Source organism: Scardovia inopinata JCM 12537 (assembly GCF_001042695.1).
GTDB lineage: Bacteria > Actinomycetota > Actinomycetes > Actinomycetales > Bifidobacteriaceae > Scardovia > Scardovia inopinata.
Genome location: NZ_AP012334.1, coordinates 1,626,468 through 1,639,110, shown reverse-complemented (window position 1 = coordinate 1,639,110; position 12,643 = coordinate 1,626,468). Strand labels below are relative to the sequence as shown.

Genomic DNA, 12,643 nt, shown 5'->3' with positions numbered 1-12,643 from the left:
CTTTAACTTAAGTTTCGGCGCATTGTGGTGTTCTTCTGCCCTTTTCGCTTATTTTCTCTTGCCGGTACTTCAGATATTTCAGCTGGCGTTGTGGAAAAGTATAGCCATATTTTTCCACATTCGACCACATCGGTAAAAAACCGTAGGGCAATTGGAGAAAATCGGTCATACTAGTCTCTACCGCTTCGGTTGCAAGATGCCTTTTCGATAGGTGATGAACAGGTACTTGTCGGCCGAAGTCATCCAAACAAAGAAGAAATAAACATAAACCCTTAAGACTAAGGAGAATCATGAAAAATAATACAATAAGCGGATCTTTACACGCTGGGGCAGCTATTCCTGACCATATAAGCAAATGGGCTGAAAAAATTCGTCAGACGGCCTGCCTGATGGATGCCCGCTCTCGCTGTGTTCTTCAAGAACCTGAAGCAGGAATGGCTACAGCTGAATATGCTATTGTGCTGGTGGCGGCCACTGGATTTGCCGGATTGCTGGTAGCAATTCTGAAATCTGATGCTGTCCGGGAACTCCTGACGAACCTGGTGAAAAGTGCGCTCTCTATTCGATAAGCAGGAGGATAGAGGAACAGTGACCGCAGAATTCGCCATAGTGATTCCTGCGGTCATTGTGGTCGCTATGCTCATTCTGTCATTGACGAGTTTGGTTGTTTCCCGGGTTCAGTGTCAGGATGCTGCCCGTGAGGGAGCCAGAACTGCGCAAACGCTGCAGTCCTCCGGTACTTTAAGTACTCAAGGCCGTCAATCTATTACAGCTGCTGCCAAACGGCATTCTGGGCCTTATGGAGAAGTGTCAATCAGTGAGAGCGCCCAGACAGTCCGTGTGGAGGTAGCCTGTCCTATTGGGCAAGGTCCTCTTCATGTTTTTCCGGCAAAAGTTCATGCCAATGCGTATGCAGTTAAAATTCAGGAGGAACAATGAGAGGTCGTCACAGGTTTGGCAGATGGCTGGTTCGCTGTGACAGGGGTAGTGGAAGTGTAGCTGGAATTGGTCTGGTTTTTTTGGTTGCTCTTGGTCTCTTTGTAGCCGCTGCTGCGGGAGCGTGTCTGCTCGCCAGAGCCAGTGCTCAGACTGCGGCAGATCAGGCAGCCTTGGTAGGGGCATCAGTTATTTATGCTTCAGGATCGGGAACTCAGGGTAACGCTTGCGAACAGGCCCGTTTCGCTGCTGAGAAAAATCATAGTACCCTGATTTCCTGCACAGTTCTTGAAGAAGATGTGCTTGTTCAAACAGGCGTGTCTTCCTCCTTTGCTTTTCTGCCACTTATGAAGGCGGCTGCCAAGGCTGGGCCTATCGACTGTGTCTCAAGAAATGGATAGCCTAGAACCATGGCACTCGCATTGTACAGACGTTACCGGCCGGATACTTTCGACGGCGTAGTAGGGCAGGATCAGGTAACTGTTCCTCTTCAACGAGCTCTGGATGAGGGCAAGTTGACTCATGCCTATCTATTCTCCGGCCCCCGTGGCTGTGGGAAAACGAGTTCTGCCAGGATCTTGGCCCGCTGCGTGAATTGTGCTCAAGGGCCCACCAGCCACCCCTGCGGCGTTTGCGAAAGCTGCAAAGATTTAGCGACGAATGGCCCGGGTTCCATTGACGTGGTGGAGATTGACGCTGCCAGCCATAACGGAGTAGATGATGCACGTGAACTCAGGGAAAGGGCAGGTTTTGCTCCAGCTCGGGATCGTTATAAAATTTTCATTCTTGATGAAGCTCATATGGTAACTCAGCAGGGATTTAATGCCCTGCTCAAGATTGTTGAAGAACCGCCTGATCATGTTATGTTCATTTTTGCAACGACCGAACCGGAAAAAGTGATTGGTACTATCAGATCCCGCACTCATCATTATCCTTTTCGTCTGGTTCCGCCGGAAATTATGGGTCCCTATCTGGAAGATATTTGTCAAAAAGAAGGAATAAAGGCAGACCCTGGAGTATTGAAACTGACTATGCGTTCCGGGGATGGTTCGGTCAGGGATACCCTGTCCGTGCTTGATCAGTTGATGGCTGGTTCAGTTGATAACAGAATTGATTATCAGTCTGCTGTAGCTTTACTGGGCTACACGCCGGATGCACTCATATCGGACGCTATTGATGCCGTCATTGACAGGGATGGAGCCAAACTCTATGCCGATATTGAAAAAGTGATTATTGGTGGTTTCGATCCCCGAAAATTTGTCGAAGATCTCCTGTCTAGGGTCAGAGATCTTTTGGTACTTACCTTAGCGGGTCCCAGTGCACAGGAAGTTTTAAAGGATGAGGCAGCAGCCGGTCAGGAAGAGGAGCTTCGCCGCCAGTCGCAAGCTTTGGGCCTACAGCGTCTAACTCATATTGCTCAGATTGTTAATGAGGCCTTGACCAGTATGGTGGGAACTACTTCTCCCAGAACCCGGCTGGAGTTATTGGCGGCCCAACTGTTGGTTCCCGAGGAAGTTTTATCTTCTCAAGAACCACTAAAAAAGCAGACTGCCGGAAAGACCGATCAAGACAGTGCCCAGCCCATGGGTGGGTACCATCGGCCTCAGAAGTATTCGAACCGGGTAAAACAAGCTCATACACATCAGCAGACAGCCAATGAGCCAGACCACGATAATACTTCAGAGATTAATGCTTCGGGTATTTTGGATCAACCTGAGGAAGTTCAGGCTCGGTGGAAAACACTAGTGTCAAGCTTGCCTGAAGACGTTCAGCAGTACATTAATACGAAGCGCATCCCCCAGGTAAGTGCTGCCCAAAAGGCTGGGCACTATAGAATTATTCTTACTTTTGCCAATCCCCTCAGCCAACATGCTTTTGCTCTGGGAACGGCAAAACAGGAGGTACATGGCAAGGCCAAAATATCTGAAATTATTCAGGACAAATGTCAGGAGACTTTTGGAAGCGGAGTGAAAGCTTACCCAGGAAGTACCACCGCATCCGGAGAAAAGGTAACTCCCATCAGTCGGCTGACCGAAGGCGAAAGACAGAAGGTTAAGGCGCAAATCGCTGCCATGGCTTTGGCGCAATCTGTGGAAGCTGCCCAGACTATAGATAGGGCAGGCACTCGAACTGTGCCACAATCTCAGTCATCTCAGTCTGCAGCAGAGGTCAGATCCTCTGCAGGGTCTACTTCTGCAGTCAGGGCGGGAAATCCTACTTTAGCTTCAGCTGTTTCTGCATCTGGGACACAGGTTAAAACACGGTCTGACGCACAGACCGCAGAGCAGGAAGGTTCCGGATCTGATAATGAAGATAATGAAAGAGAATCAGCCGCTCCTGCCTCGGAGTCTGCCCCTGACTCCGATCCTGCTCCTGACTCGACGCATTCTTTGGCGGATTTCACTGAATCCGCAGAAGCCGATCCCTGGGATAAACCATTGGCTTCCGCTCCTTCTGTACAGTCGGTACAGTCTAAACAGGCAGCCTCTGGGAGGGTACCTCCTCGTGTGCATCCCGGTGTGGCACCTCACAGCCCACATACTCATCGTCAAACGGTATCTGCTGATAATGACGGCGAAGAATTCTCTCCTTCAGCTGATTCCCTCCCCGCGGCAGAGGATAGCCAGATAGACTCGCAGGGTCCCTTAAGTATTGAAGAGGTTGCCCGCATGTTTGATGCAAAGAGTGTGGAAACGAAGCAAGAAGATGGAGCTGACAGTGAGTAATGCATATAGCTCGTTTAATTCATCCCTTGGCTCAGGTTCTTCCTACGAAGCGGCAATACAGAATCTTATTGACAGATTTGCCAGCCTTCCAGGAATTGGTCCTAAAGGTGCTCAACGTATTGCTTTTCATCTCCTATCTATCAGCCAGGATGATGCTCAAGCTTTGGCAGACTCAATCGTAGAAATGAAACAGAAAGTTCGATTCTGCGAGATCTGCGGTAATGTATGCGAAAGTAGTCCTTGCCTTATCTGCGCTGATCCCCGCCGGGATCATACAACAATCTGCCTGGTGCAGGAGCCGAAAGATATTATGAGCATTGAGAGAACCCATGAATACCGGGGTCTTTACCATGTTTTGGGGGGAGCTATCGATCCCATGTCCAATATCGGACCTCAGGATCTAAAAATTGCTGACCTGCTTAATCGATTGAAAACGCCAGAAGGTAAGAATGTTAAGGAAATTATCTTTGCTCTCAATCCCGATATTGAAGGTGAGGCTACCACCACATATCTCAGCCGCCTTCTGGGACCTTTGGGCATTACTCTGACCAGACTGGCCAGTGGGCTTCCTATGGGGTCTGATCTGGAGTATGCAGATGAAATTACCCTGGGAAGGGCAATAACCGGGCGAAGAGAGGTGTAAACAAGCGGTAGATAAATCAGGCTATCCCTTAATTCTGGTTGCAAGCTTATTATAGAAACCAATTAGTTATAAATTACTTACCAATGATTGTCTGCTCGGAGGTGACATTTTGTATCGTGCCTCACTGTGGCAGGCCAATGAGATGAGCGAAACATGGCACTTATTGTACAAAAATATGGGGGATCGTCCGTAGCGGATGCCGACTCAATTAAAAGGGTGGCACGGCGCGTAGTGGAAACAGTGCGAGCTGGAAATCATGTTGCTGTTGTAGTTTCCGCTATGGGAGACACCACCGATGAGCTCATTGATCAAGCAGTAAGCATTGATTCCAATCCGCCTGCTCGTGAGTTAGATATGCTTATGACAGCAGGTGAGCGGATTTCCATGAGTTTGCTTGCCATGGCCATTCACGCTTTAGGAGAGCGTGCTCATTCTTTCACTGGTCAGCAGGCAGGATTTTATACTGATGCTCGGTACGGGGCAGCTCATATTCGAGCAGTCAGACCAGAGCGGGTTTCTCAGGCTCTTCTTGATGATCAGGTTGCCATTGTGGCTGGTTTTCAGGGGATCAATTCTCTGGGAGATGCTACGACTCTAGGCAGGGGAGGCTCTGATACTTCGGCTGTTGCTCTGGCAGTGGCCTTAGGCGCTGATTTATGCGAGATATATACTGATGTTGATGGTGTTTTTACAGCAGATCCCAGAATCGTGCCAACTGCCAGGAAGATTCCCAGACTCTCGTATGAAGAGATGCTCGAGATGGCTGCTTCTGGTGCCAAGGTTTTAGCGCTACGGTGTGTGGAATATGCTCAGCGTTTTGGAATGCCTCTACATGTGCGCAGCTCCTTCTCCCATAATCCGGGGACTATGGTTGTGGGGAACTAGAAAAAATACAGAAATATGGTGTGATACGAATAGTCGAGAAATAGTTAATACGAATAAGTATTCGTTTTACAAACCACTTGTATAGACCAAGGTTAGGAAGGATATATCGGTCATGACGGAGACAACTAATTCTCGGGAAGACCCATTGACCGCAGTAAGACCGGCTGATTTCGCGCCAGGGGCAGGTAGCACCCGGGTCGGAGCAGAAGGAAGAGCATCAGGGAGAATTCCACAGGCTGGGACCGAAGGCTCACAAGTCAGGTCCGGAGCTTCTCCTGGAGCTCCTCTGGGTACCTCTGCTGCTTCCCTAGGAGATTTGTTTCCTGATCTACGAGGTCCAGAGGCACCCGTTATCTCGGGGATAGCCAGCGATAGCTCTGAGGCTATGGTCACTTTGCGAGGTATTCTGGATCAGCCTGGTTTGGCTGCCAGAGTTTTTTCACAATTCGCAGAGGCGGGAATCAACATAGACATGGTGGTGCAGGCTCAGGGACGCAGCGAGAGCGATTCTCAGACGGCTGATATTTCTATCACCTTTCCCGAAGTACAGACCCGCCAGGTCAGGCAGTTGCTAGACGCCCGCAAGGAAAAGCTCGGTTATACACATGCTGATATTAATCCATCAATAGGCAAGGTATCACTCATCGGTGTGGGAATGAAGACTCATACAGGAGTTATGGCCCGCTGCTTTGAGGCTTTGAGCCATCAGAATATCAATGTGCTCATGATCTCTACCTCAGATATCCGCATTTCAGCCATAATTCCCCTGGATGCATTGGACTCTGCGGTAAGGGCTATTCACACCGCCTTTAATCTTGACTCTCTTACCCCTGAAGCTGTTGTTTATGCTGGAAGCGGTCGGTAAGGTTCTACTGCAATACATTAAATCTGCTGAATACATTAAATCTGCTGCAATACACAAAAAGAACTATGAATACTGAGGAGGCAGTCATGATCACGACAGTACAAGGAGCTGGAACAGACGAGACTTCTGCAAATTCTGCAAATTCTGCAGACAGGGAAAGCAGGGCCGAAGGCATTAATTTGGCGCTTCTTGGGGCCACTGGTCAGGTAGGTATGGTCATGAGATCAATCCTGGCTGAGCGTCGGTTCCCCTTGAAATCTTTGCGTTTCCTGGCTTCCTCTCGTTCGGCAGGGACGGTTCTGCCTTACCAAGGGCGGAATATTGTGGTTGAAGATGTAGCCTCAGCCGATCTGACCGGTATAGATATTGCTATTTTTTCTGCCGGTAGCGGCACCTCCCACGTGTGGGCTCCGCGTTTTGCCGCGGCTGGTGCTTATGTTGTGGACAATTCATCTCAATGGCGGATGCAGGATGATGTCCCCCTGGTTGTATCGGAAGTTAACCCAGAAGACCTCAACGACATTCCCCGGCGAATTGTAGCTAATCCTAATTGCACGACTATGGCATGTATGCCTGCCTTATCGGCGCTGGACAAGGCTTTTGGCCTGCGACGCCTGATTGTGTCGTCGTATCAGGCAGTGTCAGGAGCTGGTCGGGCCGGGGTTCTTCAGCTGAAGAAGGAGGCTGAAGCGGCAGTCAAGCAGGGAGCCGACAAACTTGTTTTTGATGGCAGCGCTATTGATTTTCCCGCTCCATCCAAGGTGGCTAAGACAATTGCTTTTAATGCTGTTCCTTTTATCGGCGACCTTGCTCCTGACGGTAGTCTGGAAACAGATGAGGAGCAGAAGCTGCGCAACGAAAGCCGAAAAATTCTGCATCTTCCTAACCTTTTGGCCTCCTGCACCTGTGTGAGAGTAGGAGTGTTTACTGCTCATGGCATGAGCGTAAATGCTGAATTTGATAAGGACGTGACCCCTCACGAAGCTCAGGAAGTTCTGCAGGCTGCACCGGGGGTCGCTCTCATGGATATTCCGACTCCCCTGGATGCAGCAGGAAAAGATCCTAGCTATGTGGGGAGAATTCGGCAAGATCAGGCTGTCCCCGGCAGGAAGGGCCTGTCGTTTTTCCTGGCGAATGATAATCTCCGCAAGGGAGCTGCCTTGAATGCCATAGAAATTGCTGAGATCCTTAAACAGAAATATTTCTAAGTCATCATCTGCTTGGCAAAGTTCCCCTTCCTGTCAAAATCCGAATCGCCGGGCAAACCCTAAGCTCTCTTTATGGCCCCTGTGAGATACTAAAAATATGACACAGTCTTCGCATGAAATCCTCAGACAACTTGATCGCATTGTAGCTCTGGGCTATCCAGATATTGCCGATATGACATCTGAAGAATTCCGTGCTTTAGCTGACCCCCTGGTTCGTGCTCTGGAAAAAATGGAGTTGGGATCAGATATTCTTCTGGTTCCCACCCGCGAACTGGTATCTCCAGAAGCTTTGATTGCCAGGACCAGTATTCAGCGTCGAGCAGGTTTTACTACTATGCCTCCCCGTGATGTACTGGGTTTCTTGCCTCAGGAAGGTTTTGAACCTCCTGAAGGACCTTTCTACCTTGTGGTGGATCCGCATACAGGAACTGCTTATACAAACCGCGAGCCCGATGTTGCCCGTCGTCTGATTGATTCTGATGACCGGCTTCCTCTGACTTTGGAGGAGGGCCTGGCTATTGCCACACAGCATCCTGATTGGCTGCACGACAAGAATGGTTTTAATCTTCTAGGGTCCCGCAGTGCCGATGGCCGGTATCCCAGTATCTGGATGAGCCAGAGCGCTCCTCGGCTGGGTGCAGTCTGGCCTAACAGTCGTCACTCTTGGCTGGGCAATGCCTACTGTCGCGGCCGCCGCGGAGTTTCGCTCTTCACCAATCCAGCAACTTTGTGAGCAACTTTGTAAAGGCTGATTTTGTAAAAGTACCTCTGCAGGATTATCTCTGCAGAGGTACATCTTCTCAAGGTATTTCTAGGTAAATCAGACTGGCTGCTCGCCGCTGGTGTTTTTCCCCTGGTCTTGTGCTTTTTTATTTTTGCTCTGTCGAACAGCGAAAGTGATTCCCAGGGCAATAATGATGATTCCAAAGAAGATGCAGCAGGCAGTGATGGCTAGAACCACATCGTCAGCGGTTATCAAATTGCCCATAGCTACAGCAGTTAGTACCCCGCCAAAAGCCAAGATGAGAAGAACGACTCCCCAAATAATGGTTGCTGGAGAAGGATCTGTTTTGTATTCAATATGGGGGCGGTTGCCATAGCCAGAATACTGGTTCCACCCTGGATATTGAGGGCCGGTTTGGCTTCCCTCCCGGGGAGGGACGGTTCCCGACCCAGGGTAATGATTGCGGGCGGCTTCATCTGTGTAAGCTTGAGATGCGTTTTGTTGGTCTGCCCAGGCTTTTTGTTTTTTGCTTGTGTCTGCTGCAGGGTGATCCGTATTTTCTGCGGGGCTCGTATTTTCTGCGTGGCCGGTATTCTTGCCTGCCTGCTGCCAATTATTAGTCATTGTCTTCTTCTTTCGTACTGTCTTCATCTGGGATGCTGCTGGTTCCATTGCTGGTCTTGTATGCGGGAGTGGGGCTAATGGTCATGGTGCTGAAGAATATGGCTGCATTGATAGTCAGCAGCTGTGATTTCTTGAGTTTATTTTTGGTAGAGTACAGTGTTCCCATATGTTCATTGGCCGTCCCTACAAAGAGACTTTTCCCATACTGTGCCCGGCAGGAGGAAGGAACAGTCACAGTGACACGTGAAAAACTTGCATGGATAGTTAGGGATCCAGTGGGGCAGGGGGTGGAATGATATTTCTTCCAATCCTTCAGATCAATCTTGATATTAGAATTATAAATTTCCAACCCTTTCTTAGCATAGTCGGAGAAGTTGTCGGAAGTGAGAGTGGAATCAGAATTGCTGAAAACGATGGGGTCATTCAGTGCCTGTACATCGGTGAAATCACTGGCTGTGACTGCTCCCAGAGCGCAGGAGACAATAAGACTGAGGGATACTAGAATCCCCAGGGGGATTAACCCCCCCGATTTGCGCCCCCGGATACCAGTAATCACAGTTGCAAGAGCGACCAAGGCTGTAGCAGCAGACAAGAACAGAACAGCTGCCTGGGTGCAACCGAAAAAGTCCACCCGTTTAATAAAAAGGGTGTAGCAGGTAATCCCTGCCCCAATCAGGATAAGGCCCAGAACAATGGAAACCGTTACTGGACCAGCTGGTCTGCGTCTGTAAACCGTTGCCGGTCCCCAGACAGATGTTCCCGCGGGAGGCCGCAGCGGTGTGGCGGAAGGAGGAGTTTGTGGAATAGGTGGAATAGGTTGTGTAGGGTTCATAGGAATTGGTCCATTCTGTACATAATGGTAATCCCGGTAAACATGCGGTTGCTGCGCGTATGCCTGGGGGCCTGTTCCGGGATTACCTGCAGGGAAAGGGCCCTGAGGTCCTGGTCTTCCCGGCCTGGGGCCTGGCTGTTTAGGTGTCTTGCTTCTTGTGGATGCAATAATTGCACACACAATACACACGAGGATGATCGTCCCAATCCAGGAATGAGGAAGAATGAAATTGAAGCCTCCGCTGATAATTACCAGAACCAGGGCCCACCAAAAACTTGTTTCCATGTTTCCATGGAAAAGTGCTTCTTCCGCAAGAATACGATTGTCTCTGGCGTCAGGCAGGAAGAGCCACAGGAGTCCATAGAGCAGGACTCCGCCTCCCCCGGTGATGCAGAAAGCCAGGAGCAAAACTCTTACAACAATAGGATCCCAGCCTAATTTGTTGGCTAGTGCTGAACAGACGCCTGCTATCCAGCGGTCAGTGGGGCGGTATATATTCAGCCCGCGAATCCATTCAAAAAACTTACTCCCTGCCGGATGATTCCTATCCGGTTCCTGAAAGGGATAAGAATTATAACCAGTCATTGCCCTCCAATATGTATCACTAAGTATAGTTGATAAAACGCTTTATAAATTTTTGTATATTTTTGTGTTTCTATTTTCTTCTGCTACTTTTAACATTTTTATACCGCACATGCGGCAGCCTCAGCTGCCGCTCATGCACTTCTTTTCTCTATCTTGCTCAACCTTAATGAGATTTTTGAGAACCTCATGAGTTGCACATCTTTATTACAGCTCAGAAAAAGAAAGAAATCTATGGGGGTTCTCCCTGATTTTCCCCTGATATGACCCTTACCCTACCCTGATTCTTGCCCCTTACCGCCACAGGCAGGGATTATACCATTACAATAAAAGTATGAATCCAGCAGATCAAGACCAGAGTCAGGAATATCCGCAGCAGTATCAGCCATATCAGCAGTATGCACAGTATTCGCCTCATCCTCCCTACTCTCCCTACCTGCCCTTTACTCCCTACCCTCAAGTTCAGCCTTTGGGGCAGACCCCTTTAGGATATATGGTTGATAAGGCTACAGCTAGTCAGTTTGCCCCTAAAAAACGACGCCGGATATCGTTTTGGGGAATGTTTCTTTTGGTCGCCTTTCTTTGTCTGATGATTGAAATTATTGGTGATCTTAACGGGTTTCCCAGCAGGGTGACAGCCGGATTTAGTCTTCTATTCATTGGGGTTTCCATTAGCTGGATGCAGACCTCGGCCCTGACTGAAGGATCTTCTCCAAATTTGTGGCAGAACCTCAAACATCATCGTATTACAGTTTCTGTCGGTGTGCGCTATATTATGACTTTGGTTGGTATAGTTTTAGCTTTTATAGGAGTTTTTACCGCTTTCAGCGCTTTCCTGAGGATGCAAAACCTCCTGGTCGGGATGGGAGCTGCCTTGGTTCTCATGGCGGTTCTGGGAATTATTATTGCACCCTGGTGGATCAGTCTCTTGTCTGATCTTGGCAAAGAGAAGGCTAAAGCTGCTCAGGAAGAGCTGAGAGCGGACATCACTGCCCGCCTGCATGATTCTGTTCTGCAGACTCTTGCCCTGATTCATCTGCACGCTGATGACCCTCAGGAGGTGTCTGCCCTGGCCCGGTCTCAGGAAAGGGAACTAAGACAGTGGCTGTATGGGGATGGTATGACGGCAGGCTTTGCCCCCAACCCATCAGCAGGTTCTACCCCTGGGCCTAACTTTGGGTCTGGCTCAGGGCCTGTTACACCTGGTGCACCTGGTGTACCTGTTGCTCCGGCTCAGGGTTTTGGGCCAAATTCAGGATCAGGGGCAAATCCTGCTTATCCTTACCCCTATCCTGCTTCGGCGCATGCGGCAACGATAGCCGAAGAACTGAAGCGAGGAATGGCCCAGGTGGAGGATTCTTCCCGCGTTCCTATCGATCTGGTTGTCGTAGGAGATACCAGATTCCATCCTTCGTTCAAACCCCTGCTGGCAGCTGCTCATGAAGCAGCAGTGAATGCGGTTCGTCATGGAAAACCGCCAGTATCGGTTTATTGCGAAGTGGATCCGGTAAGGACTCATACAATTCAGATTTTTGTGCGTGACCATGGGGATGGATTCGACGTGTCAGCTGAACACCCCGGACATTTGGGGGTGAGTGAGTCGATAATTAACCGTATGCAGCGAGCACATGGCCAGGCGGTCATCAATTCACGCCCGGGCTGGGGAACTGAGGTCAAGTTGACTCTTCCTTACAGCCAGGAGAATAACCTGGAGAACGGTCCGGTGAACAGTAATATGCAGGCAGGAGGCTATGGACGTGTCTGATCTAGAAAACACTAGAACCAGGGTCGTAGTTATAGATGATCATGAGATGTTTCGCAGGGGGGTAATTGATACCATTTCCAGCGCCTATGAAGTGGTCGGCCAGGCTGGAGATGTGAGTGGAGCCGTAGCCGTTATTGCTCAGACCCAGCCTGATGTGGTTCTTTTGGATGTGCATGTTCCTGGCGGGGAAGGGGGAGGAGGCTCGGAAATTATCCTCAAAAGCGTTCCCCTGGCCCCCCATACCCTCTATCTGGCTTTGTCTGTGTCGGATTCGCCGGTTGATGTTGGTGCGGTGATTCGAGCCGGCGCTCGCGGTTACGTTACGAAAACCATTACAGGAGAAGATCTGGTTGCTTCTATTGAGCAGGTGGCACAAGGGTATGCCGTTTTCAGCCCCCGCCTGGCTGGATTTGTGCTGACTGCTTTTCAGGATTCAGCTTTCAGCCAGAGATCTGACCATGACCAGACCGGTGGGAAAGAATATCCGGGAGCAGATTCTTCGCTCAGAACTGATTCCATGACTTTCGCTGAGGGCGAGAATGAATCTGATGTAGATGATGACTTCGACATCAGCATTGATGTTCTAACCAGTCGGGAGAGGGAAGTGATGCAGCTGATTGCCCGCGGCTATACCTATAAGGAAGTTGCTTCTGAACTTTTTATATCGGTTAAAACCGTGGAAACGCACGTTTCCCGAGTCTTGCGCAAATTACAGCTGTCCAACAGGGGAGAGCTGGCTTTGTGGGCAGCTCACCAAAGAATTGTATAAAAGGAATTGTGTAAAAGAAGAGGACGTCAGACTTCTCTCATTTTTTTGGGGACGAATTCTTATAGAATAAGTAGTTAAAGATTA

General features: G+C 49.5%; 13 protein-coding genes. 11 read left to right on the top strand and 2 right to left on the bottom strand.

The window, feature by feature from the left end; translation table 11 throughout:
- Positions 1–290: 290 nt before the first annotated feature.
- The 9 genes from SCIP_RS06775 to SCIP_RS06735 all read left to right on the top strand — a co-directional run bounded on the left by SCIP_RS06775 (position 291) and on the right by SCIP_RS06735 (position 7,996).
- The gene (locus SCIP_RS06775; RefSeq protein ID WP_006293445.1) at positions 291–569 is read left to right on the top strand and encodes a DUF4244 domain-containing protein; all 279 of its coding nucleotides are present in this window, start codon (positions 291–293) and stop codon (positions 567–569) included.
- Positions 550–939, top strand: coding sequence for a TadE/TadG family type IV pilus assembly protein (locus SCIP_RS06770; protein WP_006293446.1), 390 nt, complete (start codon positions 550–552; stop codon positions 937–939). Before SCIP_RS06775 ends, SCIP_RS06770 begins: the two co-directional genes overlap by 20 nt.
- The gene (locus SCIP_RS06765; RefSeq protein WP_006293447.1) at positions 936–1,337 is read left to right on the top strand and encodes an Rv3654c family TadE-like protein; all 402 of its coding nucleotides are present in this window, start codon (positions 936–938) and stop codon (positions 1,335–1,337) included. Before SCIP_RS06770 ends, SCIP_RS06765 begins: the two co-directional genes overlap by 4 nt.
- A gap of 9 nt (positions 1,338–1,346) precedes the next feature.
- Positions 1,347–3,662, top strand: a complete 2,316-nt coding sequence (gene dnaX / locus SCIP_RS06760; protein WP_006293448.1) for a DNA polymerase III subunit gamma/tau — start codon at positions 1,347–1,349, stop codon at positions 3,660–3,662.
- Positions 3,655–4,305 (top strand): recombination mediator RecR, encoded by a 651-nt coding sequence (gene recR / locus SCIP_RS06755; RefSeq protein ID WP_006293449.1) that lies wholly within the window; start codon positions 3,655–3,657, stop codon positions 4,303–4,305. The genes dnaX and recR overlap by 8 nt, the downstream gene beginning before the upstream one ends.
- A gap of 153 nt (positions 4,306–4,458) precedes the next feature.
- Positions 4,459–5,190 carry an aspartate kinase gene (locus SCIP_RS06750; protein WP_006293450.1) on the top strand — a complete coding sequence of 244 codons (732 nt, stop codon included), beginning with the start codon at positions 4,459–4,461 and terminating at the stop codon, positions 5,188–5,190.
- Positions 5,191–5,476: 286 nt separating this feature from the next.
- Positions 5,477–6,055 carry an ACT domain-containing protein gene (locus SCIP_RS06745; protein ID WP_040591367.1) on the top strand — a complete coding sequence of 193 codons (579 nt, stop codon included), beginning with the start codon at positions 5,477–5,479 and terminating at the stop codon, positions 6,053–6,055.
- A gap of 86 nt (positions 6,056–6,141) precedes the next feature.
- Positions 6,142–7,263 (top strand): aspartate-semialdehyde dehydrogenase, encoded by a 1,122-nt coding sequence (locus SCIP_RS06740; protein ID WP_006293452.1) that lies wholly within the window; start codon positions 6,142–6,144, stop codon positions 7,261–7,263.
- 97 nt (positions 7,264–7,360) lie between these two features.
- Complete coding sequence (locus SCIP_RS06735; RefSeq protein WP_006293453.1) at positions 7,361–7,996, top strand: DUF5701 family protein; 636 nt, start codon at positions 7,361–7,363, stop codon at positions 7,994–7,996.
- An 87-nt stretch (positions 7,997–8,083) separates the two neighbouring features.
- Here the strand turns inward: SCIP_RS06735 and SCIP_RS06730 are convergent, their stop codons facing one another.
- Positions 8,084–8,611, bottom strand: coding sequence for a hypothetical protein (locus tag SCIP_RS06730; protein WP_050752390.1), 528 nt, complete (start codon positions 8,609–8,611; stop codon positions 8,084–8,086).
- The gene (locus SCIP_RS06725; protein ID WP_006293456.1) at positions 8,604–10,028 is read right to left on the bottom strand and encodes a PspC domain-containing protein; all 1,425 of its coding nucleotides are present in this window, start codon (positions 10,026–10,028) and stop codon (positions 8,604–8,606) included. The genes SCIP_RS06730 and SCIP_RS06725 overlap by 8 nt, the downstream gene beginning before the upstream one ends.
- Before the next feature lie 331 nt (positions 10,029–10,359).
- Between SCIP_RS06725 and SCIP_RS08435 the strand changes: the two genes are divergently transcribed.
- Together SCIP_RS08435 and SCIP_RS06715 are read left to right on the top strand one after the other, a co-directional pair.
- Positions 10,360–11,790, top strand: a complete 1,431-nt coding sequence (locus tag SCIP_RS08435) for a sensor histidine kinase (RefSeq protein ID WP_006293457.1) — start codon at positions 10,360–10,362, stop codon at positions 11,788–11,790.
- Entirely contained in the window at positions 11,783–12,559 is a 777-nt protein-coding gene (locus tag SCIP_RS06715) for a LuxR C-terminal-related transcriptional regulator (RefSeq protein ID WP_006293458.1), read from the top strand. The genes SCIP_RS08435 and SCIP_RS06715 overlap by 8 nt, the downstream gene beginning before the upstream one ends.
- Positions 12,560–12,643: the final 84 nt, after the last annotated feature.